23 protein-coding genes and 1 riboswitch are annotated in these 22827 nt (G+C 62.8%); of the genes, 17 read left to right on the top strand and 6 right to left on the bottom strand.

Annotated features, from left to right (window positions below):
* The first annotated feature begins 58 nt into the window (after nt 1-58).
* The 3 genes from relA (at nt 59) to KI235_RS22740 (ending at nt 3837) form a co-directional block, all read left to right on the top strand.
* Nucleotides 59-2305, top strand: coding sequence for a GTP diphosphokinase (relA, locus tag KI235_RS22750; RefSeq protein WP_039013726.1), 2247 nt, complete (start codon nt 59-61; stop codon nt 2303-2305).
* A 132-nt stretch (nt 2306-2437) separates the two neighbouring features.
* Nucleotides 2438-3271 (top strand): nucleoside triphosphate pyrophosphohydrolase, encoded by an 834-nt coding sequence (gene mazG / locus KI235_RS22745; RefSeq protein WP_013694066.1) that lies wholly within the window; start codon nt 2438-2440, stop codon nt 3269-3271.
* Between the two features lie 26 nt (nt 3272-3297).
* Entirely contained in the window at nt 3298-3837 is a 540-nt protein-coding gene (locus KI235_RS22740; protein WP_003204668.1) for a DUF2058 domain-containing protein, read from the top strand.
* 190 nt (nt 3838-4027) lie between these two features.
* On the opposite strand, the gene KI235_RS22735 is transcribed toward KI235_RS22740, so the two are convergent.
* From KI235_RS22735 to purM, 4 genes are all read right to left on the bottom strand, one after another.
* Nucleotides 4028-4222, bottom strand: a complete 195-nt coding sequence (locus KI235_RS22735) for a hypothetical protein (protein WP_003204666.1) — start codon at nt 4220-4222, stop codon at nt 4028-4030.
* Nucleotides 4223-4510: 288 nt separating this feature from the next.
* Nucleotides 4511-5224: a DUF3108 domain-containing protein gene (locus KI235_RS22730; RefSeq protein ID WP_003204662.1), complete on the bottom strand. Its 714-nt coding sequence runs from the start codon at nt 5222-5224 to the stop codon at nt 4511-4513.
* A gap of 8 nt (nt 5225-5232) precedes the next feature.
* Complete coding sequence (gene purN / locus KI235_RS22725; protein ID WP_003204660.1) at nt 5233-5883, bottom strand: phosphoribosylglycinamide formyltransferase; 651 nt, start codon at nt 5881-5883, stop codon at nt 5233-5235.
* A complete protein-coding gene (purM, locus tag KI235_RS22720) occupies nt 5883-6941 on the bottom strand; it encodes a phosphoribosylformylglycinamidine cyclo-ligase (protein ID WP_003204658.1) in 1059 nt (352 codons plus the stop codon). The genes purN and purM overlap by 1 nt, the downstream gene beginning before the upstream one ends.
* 364 nt (nt 6942-7305) lie before the next feature.
* On the opposite strand from purM, the gene KI235_RS22715 reads away from it, so the two are divergent.
* The 5 genes from KI235_RS22715 (at nt 7306) to KI235_RS22695 (ending at nt 11885) form a co-directional block, all read left to right on the top strand.
* A complete protein-coding gene (locus KI235_RS22715) occupies nt 7306-8364 on the top strand; it encodes a DUF2066 domain-containing protein (RefSeq protein WP_003204656.1) in 1059 nt (352 codons plus the stop codon).
* 32 nt (nt 8365-8396) lie between these two features.
* Nucleotides 8397-9470, top strand: a complete 1074-nt coding sequence (locus KI235_RS22710; protein WP_003204655.1) for an AI-2E family transporter — start codon at nt 8397-8399, stop codon at nt 9468-9470.
* Nucleotides 9471-9639: 169 nt separating this feature from the next.
* The gene (hda, locus tag KI235_RS22705; protein WP_003178999.1) at nt 9640-10344 is read left to right on the top strand and encodes a DnaA regulatory inactivator Hda; all 705 of its coding nucleotides are present in this window, start codon (nt 9640-9642) and stop codon (nt 10342-10344) included.
* 212 nt (nt 10345-10556) lie between these two features.
* Entirely contained in the window at nt 10557-11183 is a 627-nt protein-coding gene (locus tag KI235_RS22700; RefSeq protein WP_003204649.1) for an NlpC/P60 family protein, read from the top strand.
* Nucleotides 11184-11348: 165 nt separating this feature from the next.
* A complete protein-coding gene (locus KI235_RS22695) occupies nt 11349-11885 on the top strand; it encodes a C40 family peptidase (RefSeq protein WP_003204647.1) in 537 nt (178 codons plus the stop codon).
* 146 nt (nt 11886-12031) lie between these two features.
* Here KI235_RS22695 and KI235_RS22690 read toward each other — a convergent pair whose 3' ends face one another.
* Entirely contained in the window at nt 12032-13342 is a 1311-nt protein-coding gene (locus KI235_RS22690; RefSeq protein WP_003204646.1) for a sorbosone dehydrogenase family protein, read from the bottom strand.
* A gap of 137 nt (nt 13343-13479) precedes the next feature.
* The gene (locus tag KI235_RS22685; RefSeq protein WP_013694065.1) at nt 13480-14064 is read right to left on the bottom strand and encodes a hypothetical protein; all 585 of its coding nucleotides are present in this window, start codon (nt 14062-14064) and stop codon (nt 13480-13482) included.
* Between the two features lie 154 nt (nt 14065-14218).
* Nucleotides 14219-14428: riboswitch (cobalamin riboswitch) on the top strand.
* Between the two features lie 79 nt (nt 14429-14507).
* On the opposite strand from KI235_RS22685, the gene cobO reads away from it, so the two are divergent.
* The 9 genes from cobO (at nt 14508) to cobC (ending at nt 22826) form a co-directional block, all read left to right on the top strand.
* Nucleotides 14508-15134, top strand: a complete 627-nt coding sequence (gene cobO, locus KI235_RS22680) for a cob(I)yrinic acid a,c-diamide adenosyltransferase (protein ID WP_003204642.1) — start codon at nt 14508-14510, stop codon at nt 15132-15134.
* Between the two features lie 11 nt (nt 15135-15145).
* Complete coding sequence (locus KI235_RS22675; RefSeq protein WP_039013999.1) at nt 15146-16543, top strand: cobyrinate a,c-diamide synthase; 1398 nt, start codon at nt 15146-15148, stop codon at nt 16541-16543.
* Nucleotides 16540-17190, top strand: coding sequence for a 5,6-dimethylbenzimidazole synthase (gene bluB / locus KI235_RS22670; protein ID WP_003204638.1), 651 nt, complete (start codon nt 16540-16542; stop codon nt 17188-17190). The genes KI235_RS22675 and bluB overlap by 4 nt, the downstream gene beginning before the upstream one ends.
* On the top strand, nt 17187-18095 hold the full coding sequence (gene cbiB, locus KI235_RS22665; protein WP_212795310.1) for an adenosylcobinamide-phosphate synthase CbiB: 909 nt from the start codon (nt 17187-17189) through the stop codon (nt 18093-18095). The genes bluB and cbiB overlap by 4 nt, the downstream gene beginning before the upstream one ends.
* Nucleotides 18088-19080, top strand: coding sequence for a threonine-phosphate decarboxylase CobD (cobD, locus tag KI235_RS22660; protein ID WP_043042620.1), 993 nt, complete (start codon nt 18088-18090; stop codon nt 19078-19080). Before cbiB ends, cobD begins: the two co-directional genes overlap by 8 nt.
* Nucleotides 19077-20528: a cobyric acid synthase gene (locus KI235_RS22655; RefSeq protein ID WP_003204630.1), complete on the top strand. Its 1452-nt coding sequence runs from the start codon at nt 19077-19079 to the stop codon at nt 20526-20528. Before cobD ends, KI235_RS22655 begins: the two co-directional genes overlap by 4 nt.
* A 152-nt stretch (nt 20529-20680) precedes the next feature.
* Nucleotides 20681-21202, top strand: coding sequence for a bifunctional adenosylcobinamide kinase/adenosylcobinamide-phosphate guanylyltransferase (gene cobU / locus KI235_RS22650; RefSeq protein ID WP_003204628.1), 522 nt, complete (start codon nt 20681-20683; stop codon nt 21200-21202).
* The gene (cobT, locus tag KI235_RS22645; RefSeq protein WP_003204626.1) at nt 21199-22254 is read left to right on the top strand and encodes a nicotinate-nucleotide--dimethylbenzimidazole phosphoribosyltransferase; all 1056 of its coding nucleotides are present in this window, start codon (nt 21199-21201) and stop codon (nt 22252-22254) included. Before cobU ends, cobT begins: the two co-directional genes overlap by 4 nt.
* Nucleotides 22251-22826, top strand: a complete 576-nt coding sequence (cobC, locus tag KI235_RS22640) for an alpha-ribazole phosphatase family protein (protein ID WP_043042619.1) — start codon at nt 22251-22253, stop codon at nt 22824-22826. The genes cobT and cobC overlap by 4 nt, the downstream gene beginning before the upstream one ends.
* The last annotated feature ends 1 nt before the right edge of the window (nt 22827 follow it).

Here is a 22827-nt window from a genome sequence, read left to right as displayed (position 1 = left end):
GCATGAAGGTCAGCGAAGTTGACGCATTGAATCTGCGTCGTAGGGAAGGTAAGTAAAGATGGTACAGGTGAGAGCACACCAGCCGATCAACACCGACGGCAGTATCAATCTCGAGGCTTGGCTCGATCATGCGGTCAGCGTCGACATGGCTCTGGATCGCGAAGCCTTGAAGGCCGCCTGCGAGTTCGCTCGTGAGGCGGAGCAGCAACATAACGCGGCGAAGAACCTGTGGTCCGAAGGCACCTCGAGTTTCCAGACGGGCCTGGAGATCGCCGAAATTCTCGCTGACCTCAAGCTCGACCAGGATTCGCTGGTGGCGGCGGTGCTATACCGCGGCGTGCGCGAAGGGCAGATCCAGCTACCGGTGGTCAGCCAGCGCTTCGGCATGGTGGTGGCCAAGCTGATCGACGGCGTGCTGCGCATGGCGGCCATCAGTGCCAGCCTCAGCCCGCGCCAGTCCATGGTGCTGGGCACCCAGGGCCAGGTGGAAAACCTGCGCAAGATGTTGGTGGCGATGGTCGACGACGTGCGTGTCGCGCTGATCAAGCTGGCCGAACGCACCTGTGCGATCCGCGCCGTGAAGTCCGCCGATGACGAAAAACGCAATCGCGTCGCCCGGGAGGTGTTCGACATCTATGCACCCCTGGCCCACCGTCTCGGCATCGGTCACATCAAGTGGGAGCTGGAGGACCTGTCCTTCCGCTACCTGGAGCCCGATCAGTACAAGCAGATCGCCAAGCTGCTGCATGAGCGGCGCCTGGATCGCGAGCGCTTCATCACCGATGTGATGACCCAGTTGCGAGAAGAACTGCAGGCCACCGGCGTGGTAGCCGACATCAGTGGCCGGGCCAAGCACATCTACTCGATCTGGCGAAAAATGCAGCGCAAAGGCCTGGAATTCAGCCAGATCTACGACGTTCGCGCCGTTCGCGTCCTGGTCCCGGAAATGCGCGACTGCTACACCGCGCTGGGGATCGTCCATACCTTGTGGCGGCACATTCCGAAGGAGTTCGACGACTACATCGCCAATCCCAAGGAAAACGGCTATCGCTCGCTACACACTGCAGTGATCGGCCCCGAGGGCAAGGTGCTGGAAGTGCAGATCCGCACCCACGCCATGCACGAGGAGGCCGAGCTGGGCGTCTGCGCCCACTGGAAATACAAGGGCACCGACGTCAAGTCCGGGTCCAATCACTATGAAGAGAAAATCTCCTGGCTGCGTCAGGTGCTCGAGTGGCATGAGGAGCTGGGTGACATTGGTGGCCTGGCCGAACAGCTGCGGGTCGATATCGAGCCGGACCGGGTCTATATCTTCACCCCCGACGGCCACGCCATCGACCTGCCCAAGGGCGCGACGCCACTGGACTTCGCCTACCGGGTTCACACCGAGATCGGCCACAACTGCCGTGGCGCCAAGATCAACGGGCGGATCGTGCCGCTCAACTACAGCCTGCAGACCGGTGAGCAGGTCGAGATCATCACCAGCAAGCACGGTACGCCGAGCCGCGACTGGCTGAACCCGAACCTGGGCTACATCACCACCTCGCGGGCGCGGGCGAAAATCGTCCACTGGTTCAAGTTGCAGGCTCGCGACCAGAACGTCGCCGCCGGCAAGACCCTGCTCGAGCGTGAACTCGGTCGCCTGGGCCTGCCGCAGGTGGATTTCGACAAGCTGGCCGAAAAAGCCAATATGAAAACCGCCGAGGACATGTTCGCCGCCCTCGGTGCCGGCGATCTGCGCCTGGCGCAGTTGGTCAACCTGGCCCAGCAACTGGTGGAGCCGGAGCGGGGCAACGAGCAACTGGAGCTGATTCCGCGCAAGGCTACCGGCTACAAGCCGGGCAAGCGCGGCGATATCCAGATCCAGGGCGTGGGCAACCTGATGACCCAGATGGCGGGCTGCTGCCAGCCACTGCCGGGGGATGCGATCGTCGGCTACATCACCCAGGGCCGTGGCGTGAGCATTCACCGCCAGGACTGTGCCTCGGTGCTGCAACTGGCCGGTCGCGAGCCGGAGCGGATCATCCAGGTCAGTTGGGGCCCGGTGCCGGTGCTCACCTATCCGGTGGACATCGTCATCCGCGCCTACGACCGATCAGGTCTGTTGCGTGACGTGTCTCAGGTGTTGCTGAACGAGCGGATCAACGTGTTGGCGGTCAACACCCGTTCGAACAAGGAAGACAACACCGCGCTGATGTCCCTGACCATCGAGATTCCGGGGCTGGATGCGCTGGGGCGGTTGCTGGGGCGGATTTCCCAGTTGCCGAACATCATCGAGACCCGGCGCAACCGGACGCCAGGTTAAGCGCAGTCCGCAAATGTGGGAGCCTGTGGGAGCAAAGTCTGTGGGAGCAAGCTTTGCTCCCACAGGTTCACTCCTATTGACTTGCTTCCATTGGATTATTTCCCATAGGGTGATTTGTGATGGGATGGATTGATGTACAGCCTTGAAGACCTGCTCCACCTGATGAACCGCCTGCGGGACCCGCAGTACGGCTGCCCGTGGGACATCCAGCAAACCTACGCGACCATCGTCCCTCATACCCTGGAAGAAGCCTACGAAGTGGCCGATGCCATCGAGCGCGGCGATTTCGATCACTTGCAGGGCGAGTTGGGCGACCTGTTGTTCCAGGTGGTGTATTACAGCCAACTGGCCCGGGAAGAAAACCGCTTCGAATTTGCCGGTGTGGTCGACAGCATCACCCGCAAGCTGATCCGTCGCCATCCCCATGTGTTTCCTACCGGTGACCTGTATGCGCCCGTGGATATCCCGCGCCTGAGCGAAGAACAGGTCAAGCAGCGCTGGGAAGAAATCAAGGCAGAGGAACGGGCCGAGAAAGCCACGGCACCCGAGCAGTTGTCATTGCTCGACGACGTGCCGGGAGCGCTGCCGGCGTTGTCCCGTTCAGCGAAGCTGCAAAAGCGTGCGGCTCAGGTCGGTTTCGACTGGCCAGGCCCGTTGCCGGTGCTCGACAAGGTGCGGGAGGAACTGGACGAAGTGCTCGAAGCCATGGCCGACAACGATCCGGTGGCCATCAGCGATGAGATCGGCGATCTGCTGTTCAGTGTGGTTAACCTGGCTCGTCACTTGAAAGTGGACCCGGAAACCGCCCTGCGTGGCGCCAACGGAAAGTTCGAGCGGCGGTTCCGATTTATCGAACAGGCATTGCGCGACACCCACCGTCCCATGGAAGATTGCACCCTCGAAGAGTTGGACGCCTTGTGGGGCGAAGCCAAACGTCAGGAAAAGAATTTGCCCAGCTGTGGCTGAGGCCGTTGCCTAAGTGAGTAAGCACCATGAGCCTTTCCCTTCGCGACCAGTTGCTCAAAGCAGGGCTGGTCAACCAAAAGCAGGCCAAGCAGGTCGGCAAAGAGAAACAGAAGCAGCAACGCCTGGCCCATAAAGGCCAGATCGAACTGGATGACTCCCAGCAGCGCGCCGCCCAGGAGGCCATGGCCGAGAAGGTCAAGCGCGACCAGGAACTCAACCGTCAGCAGCAGGAAAAGGTCGAGCAGAAGGCTCGGGCCGCGCAGATCAAGCAATTGATCGAAGTCTCGCGCCTGCCGAAGCTGACTACTGAGGACTATTACAACTTCGTCGACGACAAGAAGGTCAAACGCATCTCGGTCAACACTCTGATGCGCAACAAGCTGAGCAGTGGCTCGCTGGCGATTGTCCACCATGCCGGCGGTTACGAAGTGATCCCGCGCGAGGCGGCCCTGAAGATCCAGGAGCGCGACCCCCAGCGCATCGTCCAGCTCAACACCCAGACCGAAGAAGTGGATGCCGATGATCCGTACGCGGCGTATCAGATTCCTGATGATTTGATGTGGTAAGCCGGACAGCAAGCTAAACACAAAGCCTGTGGAAGGCCTGAGGGAATATCTGTAGGGATCTATGAGATCTGTGGGAGCAAAGCTTGCTCGCGATAGCGGAGTGTCAGCCGGTAAAAATGTTGCCTGATACTCTGCTATGGCGAGCAAGCTTTGCTCCCACAGGCACAAGTCCCATAGGGGTTTGTGTCGTTCAGGATTCTGCGGTCTCACGCGAGCGCTGCCATTCCTCACGCTCCAGTTCGGCCTTGTAGCTGTGAGCGTCCGTTTCGGAGTGGAACATTCCCACCAGCAGATCCTGTTGATGCACATCCCAGATCCGGATACCGGCGGCAATCCCTTCGTGGGACATGTGGGCGTCGTCGCGTTCAGTTACTTTCACAGTCATCTTGCAAGCTCCAATCTCTGTTATCTGCAGCAAGGCGTGTGCAGGACTTTGTTATAGATTTTGGTAGCGTGCTAAGTAAATGCTTCGGCGCGTTAAGAAGTTTTCATGGAAAGTGCATCCGTCCTGCAGGCCAGGCAGTGCGCGGCATTCGGTCGCAGGTGGTTTTTCATGAAGAAATTTTCATGTTGCAGCGGCAAACCTGAGTGAAAGCGCAACCCCTGTGGGTGGTCATGAAATCCGGGCAATAAAAAGCCCCGCATCGGCGGGGCTTCTTGTTGTCGGCGTCGATCAGCTGCCTTTCACAGCCTTGCCGTTGACCGTGCCGTCCAGGAGCATGATGTTGTACTCCTTGCCGTCGGTCTCGACCTGTTGCAGGCGTACAAGCAGGTAATCCCAGTCCTTGGCGAACCAGAGCACGGTGATGCGCTTGCTTTGCGTCGGGTCGCGCACGCGCTCGACCTTGATGGCGTCGATCTGGCCGGCCTTGGTGTCGACTTTTTCCGAACCCAGCACGCGGAAGTCATAGGTATCGACCTCGCCATCATCGACGACCTGATAGCTCATGCTTTTCTTGCCGGCCGCCACGTCGTGCTGCAGGGCCAGTTGATAGGTGGATTTATCGACCATGCCACGGTTGAGCGGCAGCTTGACCGCGTCGCCGCGATCGGTGCCGGTGACCATCTTGGTGTTCCAGTCGAAGTCCAGGTCGGCCTTCTTGGCCTTGCCCAGGCCACCACGTTCGAAGTGGTAGGACTGTGGCAGCAGCGTGTCCTTATCCAGGGTCAGGGTGCTTTCTTCGGTCAGGCTGGCGATCATCATCGAAGCCTTGAAGCTCAGCTTCCAGGTGCCGTTGGCTTCCTTGGTCAGGCTGCGCTCGGCGGTGCCGCTCATGGGCAACTGTTTCCAGTCGGCGGTGTAGCTGGCGGAGAACGGTTGTAGTTCCGAAGCCTGTGCCAGGGGCAGGGCAAGCAGAGCGCAAGCGAAGAGCAGGGCGCGACGCATAAAATCTCCTAGTATCGAATCAAATGGCCGCTGGCGGCGAGCAACTGGCCGTCCAGTGAGGCTCCGCGATCGTCGAGGGTCAGCCTTCCTTCGGCAAACCAACGCACGGCCATCGGGTAGATCTGGTGCTCGCGGGCGTGAACCCGTTGCGCCAGGCTTTGCGGCGTGTCGTGCAACTCTACCGGTATTACTGCCTGTACGACCAGTGGTCCGCCATCGAGTTCCTCGGTGACAAAGTGCACAGAGCAGCCGTGCTCCGTGTCTCCGGCCTCCAGCGCGCGCTGGTGAGTGTGTAACCCTTTGTATTTGGGCAGTAGCGAGGGGTGGATATTGAACAGGCGGCCCTGGTAGTGACGCACGAAGCCGGCGCTGAGGATGCGCATGAAGCCAGCGAGGACCACCAGTTGCGGATTGAAGGTGTCGATCTGTTCGATCAGCGCGGCGTCGAAGGCTTCACGGCCCTCGAACGCCTTGTGATCCAGGACGCGGGTGTCGATACCCGCGTCCTTGGCGCGTTGCAGGCCGTAGGCATCGGCGCGGTTGGAAATCACCGCGCGGATACGGACCGGGCTGTCGCCGGTCCGCGTGCTGTCGATCAAGGCCTGCAAGTTACTGCCGGTGCCGGACAGCAGCACCACCACGTCACAGGTTGCGGACATCAGTGCGCCTTAAGGTTTTTCAGCTCGACCTGTGCAGCGCCTTCGGCCGCGGTAGCGATCTGGCCGATGACCCAAGGCTGCTCGCCGGCTTCACGCAATACGTTCAGGGCGGTCTCGACGTGTTCCTGGGCCACGCAGATAACCATGCCCACGCCGCAGTTCAGCACGCGATGCATTTCGGTTTCATCGACATTGCCTTTCTCTTGCAGCCAGTCGAACACCGCCGGGCGGGTCCAGCTCGCCACGTCGACCACGGCCTGGGCACCTTTTGGCAGCACGCGCGGGATGTTGTCCAGCAGGCCACCACCGGTGATGTGGGCCATGGCCTTGACGGCGCCGGTGTCCTTGATCAGCTTGAGCAGCGGCTTGACGTAGATGCGGGTCGGGGCCATCAGCAGGTCGGCCAGTGGCTTGCCGTCGAGCTGGGTGTTTTCGATGTCGGCACCCGAGACTTCGATGATCTTGCGGATCAGCGAGTAGCCATTGGAGTGCGGGCCGGAGGACGGCAGGGCGAGCAGGGCATCGCCAGCGGCGACTTTCGAGCCGTCGATGATCTCGGCCTTTTCCACGACACCGACGCAGAAGCCGGCCAGGTCGTAGTCTTCGCCTTCGTACATGCCGGGCATTTCAGCGGTTTCGCCGCCGACCAGGGAGCAGCCGGACAGCTCACAGCCCGCGCCGATGCCGGTCACGACCTGGGCGGCGGTGTCAACGTTGAGCTTGCCGGTGGCGTAGTAGTCGAGGAAGAACAGCGGCTCGGCACCGCAGACCACCAGGTCGTTCACGCACATGGCCACCAGGTCGATGCCGATGCTGTCATGCTTGTTCAGGTTCAGGGCCAGGCGCAGCTTGGTGCCGACGCCGTCGGTGCCCGAGACCAGGACCGGTTGCTTGTAGCCGGCCGGGATCTCGCAGAGGGCGCCGAAACCGCCCAGGCCGCCCATGACCTCCGGACGCGCAGTGCGCTTGGCGACGCTCTTGATGCGTTCGACCAATGCTTCACCGGCGTCGATGTCTACACCGGCGTCCTTGTAGCTCAGGGAGGGTTGCTTGCTCATGATCCAGGCCTTTAGGGGGGATTTCTGGGTAACGACCGACGCCGGGGCCATTGAATAACCGTTGTACGAATTATTCCGGGAGCCCAGCCATTGCCGGTCTGCGAAGGCGCGCGATTTTATCAGGCTTGAGGGGCAGCGGCCATCCTCGCGCCGACGGGCAGGGACATATCCACGGAAAAAAACCGATATTTCTTATATTGGTACTGCGTAGCGCGTCTGTATAAGGTGTAGCGGTAACCGGTTATGGTGATGACCGTGCGAAACTTCCATCGGGTGTGTGAATGTTTTGCCGGGTGCTGTGGTCACAGCCATGCTCAATCTTCTTCACACGGCCTGTTCCAGCCGTTATGTCCGGGAATCTTCCATGCGTTTGTTCAAATTCTTGTCCGTGGGCTGCTTGTCGCTGATCAGCCTGGCGAGCCATGCCGAAACCGTCAATGGCCTCTATCAGGTGCTCGAACCGGTCGTCAGCCAGACACCGGAGGAGCGCAATCAGGCGACGCTGCGCGCCCTGGATACGCTGGTCCTGCGCCTGACCGGCGACGCCAAGGCTGCCCAGAATCCCGGGTTGGCGGCGCTGCGCAAGGACCCGCAACAGATCATTCTTCAATATGGCTACGACGCCGGCCCGCCGGAAAGCCTCAAGGTGGACTTCGACCCGGCGAGCACCGACCGGGCATTGCGTTCGGCAGGCTTGTCGCTGTGGAGCGCGAACCGGCCATCGATCCTGGGCTGGTGGCTGAACGACTCGGTCGAGGGCTCCAGCCTGGTGGGCGATGGCCAGGCCAGCGCCACGCCATTGCGGCGTGCCGCCCAGCATCGGGGGCTGGCATTGCACTTGCCGCTGGCGGATTTGAGCGAGCAGATCGTTGCCACCGCACCGAACCTGGAAGGCAGCGACCCGGCGCCTCTGCGCGCTGCCTCTGAGCGCTACGCGACAGACGCCTTGCTGGCGGTCCACGCCAAGGAAGAGGGCGGGCAGTGGCATGGGGCCTGGCGCCTGTGGCTGGGCGATCAGCGTGAGCAGGGCACAGCCCAGGGTGCCGATCCGGCCGCACTGGCTGACGCGGTGATGTTGGCGGTGAACCAGCGCCTGGCGCCGCGCTTCGTCGCCAAGCCGGGCGTGGCCACTGAACAGTTGCTGGAAGTGCAGGGCATGAACCTTGAGCGGTACGCGGCGCTTGGGCGTTTGCTCGAGCCATTTGGTGGGCAGTTGCAGCAGGTTGAGGGTGATCGGATCGTCTATCGGGTCAACGGCAGCGCCGAGCAGTTGAAGGCGCAACTGGCCCTGGCGAAATTGCAGGAAATCCCGCCCGGCGAGGCCGTCGCGCCAGTGCCTGTGGCGCCGCCCGCCGCCGATGGTTCGGCCCCGGTTGCAGCACCTGTGCCGGCGCCGGCAGCCAATCTGCGGTTCCGCTGGTAGGTTTTCTTTCTTTATATAGCTAGGAGTGGTTCATGGGCGATACGCGGCGTTGGTTCTGGTTGGGCGGGGTTGCCCTGCTGATTGCGCTTATCTATTTGCTGCATCCGATCCTGACGCCGTTCCTGGTTGCGCTGCTGTTGGCCTATCTGTTCGACCCGGTAGTGGATCGCCTGGAAAAACTCGGCCTGTCGCGGACCTGGGGCGTGGTGGCGGTATTTGCGCTGTTCACCTTGATTGTGGGCGCACTGTTGCTGGTGCTGATCCCGATGCTCGCCAAGCAACTGCTGCGCCTGTACGAATTGGCGCCGCAGATGCTCGATTGGTTGCAGCACAGCGCGGTGCCGTGGGTGCAGTCGAAGCTGGGGTTGGCGGACGGTTTCTGGAAGTTCGACAAGGTCAAGGCGGCCATCAGCGAGCATATGGGCCAGACCACCGACATCGTTGGCGTGGTGTTGAGCCAGGCCACGGCCTCGGGCCTGGCGTTGATCGGCTGGCTGGCGAACCTGGTGCTGATTCCAGTCGTGGCCTTCTATCTGCTGCGGGATTGGGACCTGATGATGGCGAAGATTCGCAGTCTGCTGCCGCGTCACCGTGAAGAACGCATCATGACCCTGACCGGCGAATGCCACGAAGTGTTGGGGGCGTTCGTGCGCGGGCAACTGCTGGTGATGGTGGCCCTGGGCTTCATCTATGCGGCCGGGCTGATGCTGGTGGGACTGGAGCTTGGGCTGTTGATCGGCTTGATTGCCGGCCTGGCGGCCATCGTGCCGTACATGGGCTTTGTGATTGGTATTGGCGCGGCATTGATCGCCGGATTGTTCCAGTTCGGCGGCGACCTGTACCCGATGGTGGGCATCGTTGCGGTGTTCATGGTCGGTCAGGCCCTGGAGGGCATGGTGCTGACGCCGCTGCTGGTGGGCGATCGTATTGGCCTGCATCCGGTGGCGGTGATCTTCGCGATCCTGGCGGGGGGCGAGTTGTTCGGCTTCACCGGGATCCTGCTGGCGCTGCCGGTGGCGGCGGTGATCATGGTGCTGGTGCGTCATATGCACGATTTGTACAAGGATTCGGACATCTATAGCGGCGCCGAAGACCCTGATCTTTAGGGCGAATGTCGGGCGGAGCGTCAGGGAAACCGTCGCTCCGCTGTCTTGCCGCTGCAAACCTTTGATTTTGCTCGTGGTCCGACGCATTGTGCGGTCCGCGCCACGGGTATAAACTTTGCGCACTTTACACAGAGGCCACTAACGGTTCCTTGGGAACTGTTCAGTCAGCATGAAACCGATTCAGCTGCCCCTAGGTGTGCGTCTGCGTGATGACGCCACCTTTATCAATTACTACCCAGGCGCCAATGCCGCTGCACTCGGCTATGTCGAGCGGCTTTGCGAAGCCGACGCCGGCTGGACCGAAAGCCTGATCTATCTGTGGGGCAAGGACGGGGTAGGGCGCACGCATCTGTTGCAGGCCGCGTGCCTGCGGTTCGAGCAATTGGGCGAACCTGCGGTGTACCTGCCGTTGGCCGAGTTGCTCGATCGCGGCGTTGAGATCCTCGACAACCTCGAGCAGTACGAACTGGTCTGCCTGGACGATCTCCAGGCCGTGGCCGGCAAGGCTGACTGGGAAGAAGCGCTGTTTCACCTGTTCAATCGGTTGCGTGATAGCGGTCGGCGCTTGCTGATCGCCGCCTCGACGTCGCCACGGGAGCTGCCGGTGAAGCTGGCGGACCTCAAGTCCCGTCTCACCCTGGCGCTGATTTTCCAGATGCGCCCGCTTTCCGACGAAGACAAGCTTCGTGCCTTGCAGCTGCGCGCGTCCCGGCGTGGCCTGCACCTGACCGACGAAGTCGGGCATTTCATCCTCACCCGCGGTACCCGCAGCATGAGCGCGTTGTTCGAACTGCTCGAACGCCTCGATCAGGCCTCACTCCAGGCCCAGCGCAAGCTGACTATTCCTTTTTTGAAAGAAACCCTGGGCTGGTAGAACCGTTGCAGGTAGTGGCTCTTGGCCTGCTCTGGACACGGCGAAACCCGCGGTCCTGCTGGGCTGCAGGCCACGTGACGTTCAAAATGGGCTTAAGCGCTTAGATGTAAACGTAAAACCGAGAAGTCACATTTGCATCGATTGAATTTGCAAATGAGGTTGATAGAAGGCATAGTCTCGCCATCTTTACTACTTCAGCCACGGTCGTGCCCATGCTAAATCGCTTCGCACCCCTCGTGCCTCTCGCACTCGTTACCCTGTTGTTTGGTTGCGCTGCCCACTCCCCAGTGTCCCAGCAAGAGCAACAACCACAGGTCAAGAACTCCGTTACCGCCCAGTCTTCCTCCGTTGCGTTCCAGGAAGAAATGGCCTCCGACAAAGAGCTCGCAGCCTTCGCCGGCAGCAAGCCTTACCAGCTTCCAGTACTGGCCGACAGCATCCTGGAACGCGGTATGTCGTTGATCGGTACCCGCTACCGTTTTGGCGGTACCTCTGAAGCCGGCTTCGATTGCAGCGGTTTCATCGGTTATCTGTTCCGCGAAGAGGCCGGCATGAACCTGCCGCGTTCCACTCGCGAAATGATCAACGTGAATGCCCCTCTGGTGGCTCGCAACCAACTGGAACCCGGTGACCTGCTGTTCTTCAGCACCAACGGTCGTCGCGGTCGTGTCAGCCACGCCGGTATCTACCTGGGCGACAACCAGTTCATCCATTCCAGCAGCCGCCGCAGCGGTGGTGTGCGGATCGACAGCCTGGGCGACAGCTACTGGAGCAAGACCTTCATCGAAGCCAAGCGCGCCCTCGCCATGGCACCGACGGTGGTCACTGCTCGCAAGTAAGCACACAGTTTGTAAGGCAAACTTAAAGTCTTACTTGAAGTTTGCCGTATAGCCGCTAGAATCCTAGATCATTGATTGATGGCAATCCGCCTGCGTACTCCGCAGGCGGATTTGTTTTCATGCCCACGGCAGAAAAGCCGCATCCAGATCAGGATTGTTCTGCATATGTCGACGTCGGCCCGCCTCGCCCTCATGTTTTTTGCCGCGCTGCTCAGCGCGTGCGCCAGCCGCACTCCGCCGCCGCCTGCTCCAGTGCGAGCTCCGGTGGTCTTTGCTCCCGCGCAACCCTTTTCCCCGGCCGCCGAAGATGTGCTCTTCCGGGCGCTTGGCCTGGTGGGCACACCTTATCGCTGGGGCGGTAACACACCGGATTCGGGTTTCGATTGCAGTGGCCTGATTGGCTATGTCTACCGCGATGCCGCCGGCATTTCCCTGCCACGTTCCACCCGCGAGATGATTGGCATGCGTGCCCCGGATGTCGGCAAGGAAGCCTTGCAGAGCGGCGATTTGATCTTCTTCGCCACCAATGGTGGCTCCCAGGTCAGCCATGCCGGGATCTATGTCGGTGAGGGCCGTTTCGTCCATGCGCCGGCCACGGGAGGCACGGTCAAGCTCGATAGCCTGTCCAAGGCCTATTGGCAGAGGGCTTACCTGGGCGCCAAGCGTGTGCTGCAGCCGGAGCATCTGGCGCGTAACCCCTGAGTTGTTGTTGCCCTGATCTGTGGGAGCAAAGCTTGCTCGCGAAACAGGCACCTCGATCTCTGAAAGACCGCATCGCCTTCATCGCGGGCAAGTCTTGCTCCCACAGGTCAGGAGTAAATCCCCTCGTCACAAGGGGTGTGTCGGCCTTATTTACCTGACACGCGCCAGATCTTGTTCCCCACATCATCGGCCACCAACAAGCCACCCTGCTTGTCGATCACCACGCCCACTGGTCGGCCCTGGGCTTTTTCGTCGGCGTTCAGGAAACCGGTCAGCACATCCACCGGTTGTCCCATCGGCTTGCCGCCGTTGAACGGTACGAAAATCACTTTATAACCACTGTGGGGCTTGCGGTTCCAGGAGCCGTGCTGGCCAACGAAAGCCCCTTCGGTAAACGGTGCAGGCAAGGTGCTGCCCTCGGCGAAGGTCAGCCCCAATGAGGCGGTGTGAGGGCCGACGGCGTAGTCCGGGGCGATGGCCTTGGCCACCAGGGCCGGGTTCTGTGGTTCGACCCGGACATCGACATTCTGCCCATAGTAGCTGTAGGGCCAGCCATAGAAGGCCCCGTCCTTGACCGACGTGATGTAGTCCGGCACCAGGTCGCTGCCGATCTCATCCCGCTCGTTCACCGCTGTCCAGAGCGCGCCGCTGCGGGGTTCCCAGGCCAGGCCGTTAGGGTTGCGCAAGCCCGAGGCGAAGATACGGTGATTTCCGCTGGCACGGTCCACTTCCCAGATGGCGGCGCGACCTTCTTCGGCCTCCATGCCGTTTTCCGCGACGTTACTGTTCGAGCCGGTGGTGACATACAACTTGCTGCCGTCACGGCTGGCAATCACGTTCTTGGTCCAGTGATGGTTGAGTGTGCCCCCGGGCAGATCGACGACCTTGGTCGGCTGCGCCTTGATTTGCGTGTCACCGTCCTTGTAGGGGAAACGGATCAATCGGTCGGTATCGGCCACGTAGAGGTCATTGCCGACCAGGGTCATGCCGAACGGTGAGTTGAGGTTTTCCAGGAACACCGTGCGGGTTTCGGCGATGCCGTCGTGATTGGCGTCGCGCAACAGAGTGATGCGATTGGGGCTGGGCACGCCGGCGCCGGCGCGGCCCATGACTTTTTTCATCACCCAGCCCCGGATGCCTTTGGCGTCGTCCGGCTTGGGTGGGGCGTTGGTTTCGGCCACCAGCACATCACCATTGGGCAGCACATAGAGCCAGCGCGGATGGTCCAGTCCTTCAGCGAATGCACCCACTTGCAGGCCCTGGGCCGGGGTCGGCTTGGCGCCTTGCGGCCAGCCGACGGCTTCGGCGATGTTGACGGTGGGCATCAGGGTCTTGTTCGGTTCGGGCAGTTTCGGCGCTGGGCCGGTGCCGTCGGACACTTGCAAGGTGGACGACTCGCCGCAAGCGACAAGTCCGGCGGCAAGGACGACGATCAGGAGGTGGGGTGGCTTGAGCATGCTGGCTTCCCTATGAATGCATGTAGTTATTCATAGAGGAGCGTAGACGCGGGAAGGTTCAACGGCGGGTGGGCCCCGTCAGCCAGGCAAGCAAGCTCCCTTTGGGAGCTTGCTTGCACAGTTCCTTGTTGAATGAATCAACCATGGGCCTGTTTGAATAGCACCGCAATGCCAGGATGGTAATGACCGGCTTCATTGCGCAACTTGCGGTAGGCGTAAGGGAAGTACCAGGCCGCGGCGCAGGTGTTTTCCTTCTGCAGGTCATCGATCATGTCCTGCAATTCTTCGGGCGTGGCGCTTTGCTGGGCTTTTTGCGGCGAGACGAACAGGCAGCCCAGCTTCAGGTCGCTGGCATAGCTGATGCGCTTGGCATCGCTGGTGGCTTCCAGTAGCGGCTGGGTCAGGTTCAGGTTGTTGACCTTGGGCCAGCGCTGGGTGGCCTGGATGAAGGCGCGCTCCTCGGTGCTGGCGATGAACAGGTCGGCGCTGACGTTGCGTTCGCCTTCTTCATTCTGCTTGCGGGTCGGGGCGTTCTGCAGTGTGACCATCTCAGCCATCCAGGCTGCGGCCGACAGCAAGCCGAGGTTGGCTTTTTCATCGAACCAGTAGGGCGTGTCGTTATCGCCACGCACCGCGTTATAGCGGTCGATACAGTCAAACCAACGTTCCAGCACTGGACGCAGAAACTCCAGTTTTGGATTGCTGATGATCATCCCTTGCATGCTTTTGCCCTCTTGTTCTTGTGATATCGGGTCGTAATGTCGCTTTGATATCACTTGCCGCAGAATCCCACAAGATTGGCGTCATTTTATTGATCGGCGCCAATGATCGTCCCGACAGGCGGCTTTAATTGACGCTCCACCCCCAACCCTCTAACCTTCGCCGCTTGTTTCAGGTGCTCTGTGGCTGCGGTCGACAGAGTGAAACAGGGAAGCCGGTGAGTGCATACGAACCCGGCGCTGCCCCCGCAACGGTAAATGAGTCAACGCTGTGCTCAAGCCACTGTGTCGCAGACATGGGAAGGCGCACAGACCGGCACCACGCCGCTCATGAGCCCGGAGACCGGCCTGATTCATCCAACGGCATCACGGTGGGCGATGCCAGGCTTGTTGCCGTCTTTTTTTGTGCCCGCCCGCCGTTATCCAATCCCAAACGGAGGCTTCCCATGACCGACTCCCTCTTCACCGACACGTCTGATCGCAACGAACGCCACCTGGCGCGCATGCTGCGCAAGAAAGCCGTGATCGACGAGCGCATCGCCAACTCGCCGAATGAATGCGGCCTGTTGCTGGTGCTGACGGGCAACGGCAAGGGCAAGAGCAGCTCGGCGTTCGGCATGCTTGCGCGGTCCATGGGCCACGGCATGCAATGCGGCGTGGTGCAGTTCATCAAGGGGCGCAACAGCACCGGTGAAGAACTGTTCTTCCGCCGCTTCCCGGAGCAGGTGCGCTTTCATGTCATGGGCGAGGGGTTTACCTGGGAAACCCAGGATCGCCAGCGCGACATCGCCGCTGCCGAAGCCGCCTGGGCCGTATCGCGCCAGTTGCTCAGCGATCCGTCCATCGGCCTGGTGGTGCTCGACGAGTTGAACATTGCCCTCAAGCACGGTTACCTCGACCTCGATCAGGTGCTGAGCGATCTGCAGGCCCGCCCACCGATGCAGCACGTGGTGGTGACCGGTCGCGGCGCCAAGCCCGAGATGATCGAGTTGGCCGACACCGTGACTGAAATGGGCATGATCAAGCACGCGTTCCAGGCGGGTATCAAGGCGCAGAAAGGCGTCGAACTGTGAGCGATCCCGCCATGACCAGCCGCCACTGTCCGGCGGTGCTGATCGCAGCGCCGGCCTCGGGCCAGGGCAAGACCACCGTCACCGCGGCGCTGGCCAGGTTGCATCGCAACCAGGGACGCAAGGTGCGCGTATTCAAATGTGGCCCCGACTTCCTCGACCCGATGATCCTGGAGCGGGCCAGTGGCGCGCCGGTCTATCAATTGGACATGTGGATGGTCGGCGAGCAGGAAAGTCGCCGACTGTTGTGGGAAGCCTCTGCCGAAGCGGACCTGATCCTGATCGAAGGGGTGATGGGGCTGTTCGACGGCACCCCGTCGAGCGCCGATCTGGCGCGGCATTTTGGCGTGCCGGTGCTGGCGGTGATCGACGGCACGGCCATGGCCCAGACTTTCGGCGCCCTGGCCCTGGGCCTGGCGCGTTATCAACCCGACCTGCCGTTCGCCGGGGTCTTGGCCAACCGGGTCGGCACCTTGCGCCACGCGCAGTTGCTTGAAGGCAGCCTGACCGAAGGCTTGCGCTGGTACGGCGCGCTGTCCCGGGAAACCGGCATCGAATTACCCAGTCGTCACCTCGGTTTGGTCCAGGCCAGCGAGTTGAACGACTTGGACGTGCGCCTCGACGCGGCCGCGCAGGCCCTGGCCGGCAGTTGTGAAGTGGCGCTGCCGCCAGCGGTGGAGTTCGCCGCGCCCGAGGTGATTGCCGTTGAGCCGTGGCTCGCTGGGGTATGCATCGCCGTGGCCCGTGACGAAGCGTTTGCCTTCACCTATGGCGCCAGCCTTGATCTGCTGCGGGCCATGGGCGCGCAGTTGAGCTTCTTTTCGCCGATTCATGACAGCGAACTGCCCGAGGCGGACAGCCTTTATCTGCCTGGCGGTTATCCGGAACTGCACCATGTTGCGCTTGCCGGGAACGCGCCGATGCTCGCGGCGATCCGTGCCCATCACGCAGCCGATAAACCGTTGCTCGCCGAATGCGGCGGCATGTTGTATCTGCTGGATTCATTGACCGATGTCGAAGGCGTGCGCACCGAACTGCTGGGTTTGCTGGCGGGTGATGCGCAGATGCAAAAACGCCTGGCGGCCCTGGCGTTGCAATCGGTGGACTTGCCGGAAGGCACCTTGCGTGGGCATACCTATCATCATTCGCTGACCAGCACCGAACTTGAACCGATTGCCCGTGGCCATAGCCCCAACGGCGGGCGCGGGGCGGAAGCGGTGTTCCGGCAGGGGCGCATGACGGCTTCCTATGTGCATTTTTATTTTCCGTCCAATCCCAAGGCGATTGCTGCGTTGTTTGCGCCGGATCCTGAGACCGCTATCGCGAGCAAGCTCGCTCCCACAGGGGACCCAGTGATCTCAAGTGCAACGCTAGCCAATGTGGGAGCGAGCTTGCTCGCGAAGAGGCCATGACAGACACCGCTTTCTCCCAGGCCGAACGCGACGCCATCTACCGCGCTATCGCCGAGCGCCGCGACATGCGCCATTTCAGCGGCGGGACGGTTGAGCCGGCCTTGCTGCGCCGCCTACTGGAAGCCGCACACCAGGCCCCCAGCGTCGGGCTGATGCAACCGTGGCGATTCATCCGCATCAGCGACCGCGCCTTGCGTGGGCAGATCCGCGAACTGGTGGAGCAGGAACGCATTCGCACCGCCGAGGCCCTGGGTGAGCGCAGCGATGAATTCATGACGCTCAAGGTCGAAGGTATCGACGACTGTGCCGAAGTGCTGGTGGCGGCGTTGATGGAAGATCGTGAGCGGCACATCTTCGGTCGTCGGACCTTGCCGGAAATGGACCTGGCCTCGCTGTCCTGCGCGATCCAGAACCTGTGGCTGGCTTCCCGCGCAGAAGGGCTGGGGATGGGCTGGGTGTCGCTATTCGAACCCCAGGCCCTGGCCGACCTGCTGGGCCTGCCCGCCGGGGCCAAGCCGCTGGCGATCCTCTGCCTGGGCCCGGTCGAGGGTTTTTATCCGGCGCCGATGCTCGCTCTGGAAGGTTGGGCGCAACCGCGCCCGCTCAATGAACTGCTATATGAAAACCATTGGGGAGTGAGCCCATGAGTGTGGCGTTGCTCAGTGCCGCCGCCGTGGCGCTGGATGCGCTGCTGGGCGAGCCCCGGCGCTGGCATCCGCTGGTGGCGTTCGGCGGTTTTGCCGATCGCATCGAACAACGTTTCAATTCCGGCGGACGCGGTTGGCGCAGCCATGGGGTGACGGCGTGGATCATCGCCGTGGTGCCGTTGACCTTGCTCGCCACGGCCCTTTCGTGGGTGCCGATGGTGGGCTGGCTGGTGGAGATCCTCGCCTTGTACTGTGCCCTCGGCCTGCGCAGCCTCGGTGAACATGTCGAGCCGGTGGCGCGGGCCTTGCGCAGCGGCGACCTGGCGGAGGCGCGCAAGCGTGTCGGCTACCTGGTCAGCCGCGAAACGGCGGAACTGGATGAAGCCGCCGTGGCCCGCGCCGCCACCGAATCGGTGCTGGAAAATGGCAGCGACGCGGTGTTCGCCGCGTTGTTCTGGTTCGCCGTGGCCGGCGCTCCCGGGGTGGTGTTGTACCGCCTGAGCAATACCCTCGACGCCATGTGGGGCTATCGCAACGAACGCTTCGAGCGCTTCGGCTGGGCGGCGGCAAAAATCGATGATGGGCTCAACTACATTCCGGCGCGCCTGGTGGCATTGACCTACGCGCTGCTCGGTAAAACCCGCCTGGCGCTCAAGTGCTGGCGCACCCAGGGCCCGACCTGGGACAGCCCCAACGCCGGACCAGTGATGGCCGCCGGTGCCGGAGCGCTGGGTGTCGAGCTGGGCGGGGCGGCGGTTTATCACGGCGAACTGCACCGGCGTCCAGCGCTGGGCGAAGGCGTGCCGGCGAGTGCCGACGCCATTGATCGCGGCTGGCAATTGGTCCAGCGCGGCGTATGGTTATGGCTGCTGATTCTCTGCCTGGGAGCTGAGTTTTATGCTTGAGCACGGTGGCCGTTTGCGCAACGCAATCCGGCAATACGGCATTGCCGAGGCTGATTGGCTCGACTTGTCCAGCGGACTCGCGCCTTGGCCGTTCGACGTCCCGGCGATTCCCCTGCGCGCCTGGGCGCGCCTGCCGGAAACCGATGACGGCTTGGAGCAGGCGGCCTGCGATTATTACGGCGCGCTGAATGTGCTGCCGGTGGCCGGTTCGCAGATGGCCATCCAGCTGTTGCCGCGCCTGCGCCGGGCCGGCAAGGTCGGTGTCTTGTCGCCCTGTTACGCCGAGCACGCCGAAGCCTGGCGCCGCAGCGGCTACATCGTGCGCGAAGTGCTGGAGTCGGAGGTGGATTTCTTTCTCGACAGCCTCGACGTGCTGGTGGTGGTCAATCCGAACAATCCCACGGGCCTGAGCCTTGCGCCCGAGCGCTTGCTGGACTGGCATGCGCGCCTGGCCCAGCGCGGTGGCTGGCTGGTGGTGGATGAAGCCTTCATGGACGTCACGCCGGCGTTGAGCCTGGCGGCGCACACCCATCTGGTCGGGTTGATCGTGCTGCGCTCGTTCGGCAAGTTCTTTGGCCTGGCCGGGGTTCGCCTGGGGTTTGTATTGGCCGAACGTCGCTTGCTCAAGTTGCTCGCCGAACAGGTCGGGCCGTGGGTCGTCAGTGGGCCGACCCGAGTGCTGGGCCAGGCGTGCCTGCTGGACACCGACGCCCACGCCCGCCAGCGCCAACGCTGCGACGCCACCAGTCAACGCCTGGCGCTGATGCTCGAACGCCACGGCTTCAAGCCGCAAGGTGGCTGCGGATTGTTCCAATGGCTGGTCACCGAGCGCGCCCTGGGACTTCACGATTTCATGGCCCATCGCGGCATTCTCCTGCGCTTGTTTACCAACACCAGCAGCCTGCGCTTCGGACTGCCGGCCGACGACAGCGAATTCCTGCGCCTCGAACAGGCCTTAGAGGCCTACGCCAAGGACACCCAATGACCACAGTGATGGTGCAGGGCACCACGTCCGATGCCGGCAAAAGTACCTTGGTCACGGCTTTGTGCCGCTGGGTCCGGCGCCAAGATGTGAGCGTGGTGCCGTTCAAGCCGCAGAACATGGCCCTCAACAGTGCCGTGACGGCCGACGGCGGCGAAATCGGCCGCGCCCAGGCCGTGCAGGCCCAGGCGGCGGGGTTGGAACCGCACACCGACATGAACCCGGTGCTGCTCAAGCCCAACAGCGACACCGGCGCCCAAGTGATCATCCATGGTCGTGCCGTGACCACCATGAATGCGGTGGCCTATCACGATTACAAAGCCATCGCGATGCAAGCCGTGCTGGCCTCCCACGCGCGCTTGAGCGCGGCCTATCCGGTGGTGATGGTGGAAGGCGCCGGCTCGCCGGCCGAGATCAACCTGCGCGCTGGTGACATTGCCAACATGGGCTTTGCCGAGGCGGTGGATTGCCCGGTGCTGCTGATCGCCGATATCAATCGTGGCGGGGTGTTCGCTCATCTGGTCGGCACCCTGGAGCTGCTTTCGCCCAGTGAACAGGCGCGGGTCAAGGGCTTCATCATCAACCGTTTTCGCGGCGACATCGCCTTGCTGCAACCGGGCCTGGACTGGCTGGAAGCGCGCACCGGCAAACCGGTGATCGGCGTGCTGCCCTACGTGATGGACCTGCACCTGGAAGCCGAGGACGGCCTCGACCAGCGCCAAACCGCCAAGGCTGAGCAGGTGCTCAAGGTGGTGGTGCCGGTGTTGCCGCGCATCAGCAATCACACCGATTTCGATCCACTGCGCCTGCACCCGCAGGTCGACTTGCAATTCATCGGCCCCGGCCAGCCCATCCCGCCGGCTGACCTGATCATCCTGCCCGGTTCGAAAAGCGTGCGCAGCGACCTGGCCTATCTACGCGCCAACGGTTGGGCAACGGCGATCAACCGTCACCTGCGCTACGGTGGCAAGCTGCTGGGTATCTGCGGCGGTTTGCAGATGCTCGGCCAGCAGGTCCACGACCCGTCGGGGCTCGAAGGCGCGGCCGGTTCCAGTGCCGGGCTGGGCCTGCTGGATTTCGACACGACGCTGGAACACGAGAAGCAATTGCGCAATGTGCGCGGGCGACTGGCCTTGGAAGAGGCTGAGGTCAGCGGCTATGAGATCCACGCGGGCGTGACCACCGGCCCGGCCCTGGAAAACCCCGCGGTGCATCTGGAGGACGGTCGTTGCGACGGTGCCCAGAGTCTCGACGGGCAGGTGTTCGGCACCTACCTGCATGGGCTCTTTGAGTCGCCGGCGGCCAGTAGCGCGTTGTTGCGCTGGGCCGGGTTGCAGGATGTGCAGGCGGTGGATTACCACGGGTTGCGCGAGCGGGACATCGAGCGGCTGGCGGATCTGGTGGAGCGGCATTTGGATACTCGGTTGCTGCGTGAACTCTGTGGGATTTGAGGTGGCTGTGCCGGCCCCTTCGCGAGCAAGCTCGCTCCCACATTGGATGTCTGATGACCACAGAATTCGTGCACACCATAACTCCCCTTGTGGGAGCGAGCTTGCTCGCGAAGAGGCCAGTCGCCACAGCGCCAAATAAAAGGTAATGACCCATGCTGCAACTGATCCTCGGCGGCGCCCGCTCCGGCAAGAGTCGCCTGGCGGAAAAACTCGCCACAGACACCCAATTGCCAGTGACCTACATCGCCACCAGCCAACCCCTGGATGGCGAGATGAACGCGCGAGTCGTGCAACACCGCGCGCGGCGCCCGACCCAATGGGCGCTGGTGGAAGAACCCCTGGCCCTGGCGCGGGTGCTGCGGGAAAACGCCGCCCACGGGCAATGCCTGCTGGTGGATTGCCTGACCCTGTGGCTGACCAACCTGCTGATGCTCGACGACCCCGAGCAACTGAGCGCCGAACGCGAAGCACTGCTGGACTGCCTGGCCGCGCTGCCCGGGGAGATCATTTTTGTCAGCAACGAGACCGGCATGGGTGTCGTGCCACTGGGCGAGCTGACTCGCCGTTACGTCGATGAAGCCGGTTGGCTGCATCAAGCCTTGGCCGAACGTTGTCAGCGCGTCGTGCTGACCGTCGCCGGCCTGCCCCTGACTCTCAAAGGTACTGCGTTATGAATCACTGCTGGTGGCTGGACCCGTGCAAGCCCGTCGATACCCAGGCCCTGGAACAGGCTACGGCCCGTCAGCAACAACTGACCAAACCAGCGGGCTCCCTGGGGCGGCTGGAGTCGGTGGCGGTGCAACTGGCGGGCCTGCAAGGGCAGGTCAAACCGAGCCTGGAGCGGCTATGGATCGCGATTTTCGCCGGTGACCATGGCGTGGTCGCCGAGGGCGTATCGGCCTATCCCCAGGAGGTCACCGGGCAGATGCTGCTCAACTTCGTCAGCGGCGGCGCGGCCATCAGCGTCCTGGCGCGGCAACTGGGCGCGTCGCTGGAAGTGGTGGACCTGGGCACCGTCACGCCTTCGCTGGACCTGCCCGGCGTACGGCACCTGAACGTCGGGCCGGGCACGGCGAATTTTGCCCAGGGCCCGGCGATGACGGTGAGCCAGGGCGAGCAGGCCTTGCATGCCGGACGCGACAGCGTGGCGCGTGCGGTCGCGGCCGGGACGCACTTGTTCATTGGCGGCGAGATGGGCATCGGCAACACCACGGCCGCCAGCGCCCTGGCCTGCGCCTTGCTCGAATGCCCGGTGGCGCATCTGGTCGGGCCGGGCACGGGGTTGGACGCGGCGGGTGTCAGCCGCAAGGCCCAGGTGATCGAACGGGCCCTGGCGCTGCACACTGTTCAGGGCAGCGACCCGTTGCAGACCCTGTTCAACCTCGGCGGTTTTGAAATCGCCGCGTTGGTCGGTGCGTACCTGGCCTGTGCCCAGCAGGGCGTCGCCGTGCTGGTGGATGGTTTCATCTGCAGCGTCGCGGCCCTGGTGGCGGTGCGCCTCAATCCCGCGTGCCGGCCCTGGTTGCTGTTCGGCCATCGCGGCGCCGAGCCGGGCCATCGCCACGTGCTGGAAACCCTCGGCGCCGAACCGCTGCTGGACCTCGGCCTGCGCCTGGGCGAGGGCAGTGGTGCGGCGTTGGCGGTGCCACTGTTGCGCCTGGCCTGTGACCTTCATGGACAAATGGCGACGTTCGCCGAAGCGGCCGTGGCGGATCGCCCGGCATGACCTTGCGCCTGGACCTGCTGCGTCACGGCGAAACCGAGCTGGGCGGTGGCTTGCGCGGCAGCCTCGACGATGCCTTGACGGCCAGGGGCTGGGAGCAGATGCACACGGCAGTCGAGCAAGGCGGGCCCTGGGATTGCCTGGTGAGTTCACCGTTGCAACGTTGCGCCCGTTTCGCCGAGCAACTTGGTGCCCGACTCGGCGTGCCGGTGCAGCTGGACAAAGATCTGCAAGAGCTGCATTTCGGCGCCTGGGAAGGCCGTAGCGCAGCAGCGCTGATGGACACCGACGCCGAGGCACTGGGCCAGTTCTGGGCCGATCCCTATGCCTTCACACCCCCCGAAGGCGAGCCGATGCTGGCGTTTTCCAGCCGCGTGCTGGCGGCGGTCGAACACCTGCACTCGACCTATGCCGGTCAGCGGGTCTTGCTGGTCAGCCATGGTGGCGTGATGCGCCTGCTGCTGGCCCAGGCCCGGGGTCTGCCTCGGGAGCAATTGCTCAATGTCGAAGTCGGCCATGGCGCGCTGTTTTCCCTGGCTGTGTCGGCAGGGCCCGTGCTCAAAGAGGCGGATTGAC

It is taken from the genome of Pseudomonas sp. St386 (assembly GCF_018325865.1).
Classification (GTDB): Bacteria; Pseudomonadota; Gammaproteobacteria; order Pseudomonadales; family Pseudomonadaceae; genus Aquipseudomonas; species Aquipseudomonas brassicacearum.
Note: the sequence above shows the minus strand (reverse complement) of the source record. Positions and strands in the feature narration are given on the sequence as shown.

What these genes read in the sequence shown, in the direction of transcription:
- KI235_RS22715 (WP_003204656.1), top strand. Translation starts at nt 7,306, where the DNA reads ATGCGTTTGTTCAAATTCTTGTCCGTGGGCTGCTTGTCGCTGATCAGC.
- KI235_RS22675 (WP_039013999.1), top strand. Translation starts at nt 15,146, where the DNA reads ATGACCAGCCGCCACTGTCCGGCGGTGCTGATCGCAGCGCCGGCCTCG.
- KI235_RS22655 (WP_003204630.1), top strand. Translation starts at nt 19,077, where the DNA reads ATGACCACAGTGATGGTGCAGGGCACCACGTCCGATGCCGGCAAAAGT.
- KI235_RS22700 (WP_003204649.1), top strand. Translation starts at nt 10,557, where the DNA reads ATGCTAAATCGCTTCGCACCCCTCGTGCCTCTCGCACTCGTTACCCTG.
- cobU (WP_003204628.1), top strand. Translation starts at nt 20,681, where the DNA reads ATGCTGCAACTGATCCTCGGCGGCGCCCGCTCCGGCAAGAGTCGCCTG.
- mazG (WP_013694066.1), top strand. Translation starts at nt 2,438, where the DNA reads ATGTACAGCCTTGAAGACCTGCTCCACCTGATGAACCGCCTGCGGGAC.
- cobD (WP_043042620.1), top strand. Translation starts at nt 18,088, where the DNA reads ATGCTTGAGCACGGTGGCCGTTTGCGCAACGCAATCCGGCAATACGGC.
- purN (WP_003204660.1), bottom strand. Translation starts at nt 5,883, where the DNA reads ATGTCCGCAACCTGTGACGTGGTGGTGCTGCTGTCCGGCACCGGCAGT.
- cobT (WP_003204626.1), top strand. Translation starts at nt 21,199, where the DNA reads ATGAATCACTGCTGGTGGCTGGACCCGTGCAAGCCCGTCGATACCCAG.
- KI235_RS22730 (WP_003204662.1), bottom strand. Translation starts at nt 5,224, where the DNA reads ATGCGTCGCGCCCTGCTCTTCGCTTGCGCTCTGCTTGCCCTGCCCCTG.
- KI235_RS22710 (WP_003204655.1), top strand. Translation starts at nt 8,397, where the DNA reads ATGGGCGATACGCGGCGTTGGTTCTGGTTGGGCGGGGTTGCCCTGCTG.
- KI235_RS22690 (WP_003204646.1), bottom strand. Translation starts at nt 13,342, where the DNA reads ATGCTCAAGCCACCCCACCTCCTGATCGTCGTCCTTGCCGCCGGACTT.
- bluB (WP_003204638.1), top strand. Translation starts at nt 16,540, where the DNA reads ATGACAGACACCGCTTTCTCCCAGGCCGAACGCGACGCCATCTACCGC.
- KI235_RS22740 (WP_003204668.1), top strand. Translation starts at nt 3,298, where the DNA reads ATGAGCCTTTCCCTTCGCGACCAGTTGCTCAAAGCAGGGCTGGTCAAC.
- KI235_RS22695 (WP_003204647.1), top strand. Translation starts at nt 11,349, where the DNA reads ATGTCGACGTCGGCCCGCCTCGCCCTCATGTTTTTTGCCGCGCTGCTC.
- relA (WP_039013726.1), top strand. Translation starts at nt 59, where the DNA reads ATGGTACAGGTGAGAGCACACCAGCCGATCAACACCGACGGCAGTATC.
- cobC (WP_043042619.1), top strand. Translation starts at nt 22,251, where the DNA reads ATGACCTTGCGCCTGGACCTGCTGCGTCACGGCGAAACCGAGCTGGGC.
- hda (WP_003178999.1), top strand. Translation starts at nt 9,640, where the DNA reads ATGAAACCGATTCAGCTGCCCCTAGGTGTGCGTCTGCGTGATGACGCC.
- cobO (WP_003204642.1), top strand. Translation starts at nt 14,508, where the DNA reads ATGACCGACTCCCTCTTCACCGACACGTCTGATCGCAACGAACGCCAC.
- KI235_RS22685 (WP_013694065.1), bottom strand. Translation starts at nt 14,064, where the DNA reads ATGCAAGGGATGATCATCAGCAATCCAAAACTGGAGTTTCTGCGTCCA.
- KI235_RS22735 (WP_003204666.1), bottom strand. Translation starts at nt 4,222, where the DNA reads ATGACTGTGAAAGTAACTGAACGCGACGACGCCCACATGTCCCACGAA.
- cbiB (WP_212795310.1), top strand. Translation starts at nt 17,187, where the DNA reads ATGAGTGTGGCGTTGCTCAGTGCCGCCGCCGTGGCGCTGGATGCGCTG.
- purM (WP_003204658.1), bottom strand. Translation starts at nt 6,941, where the DNA reads ATGAGCAAGCAACCCTCCCTGAGCTACAAGGACGCCGGTGTAGACATC.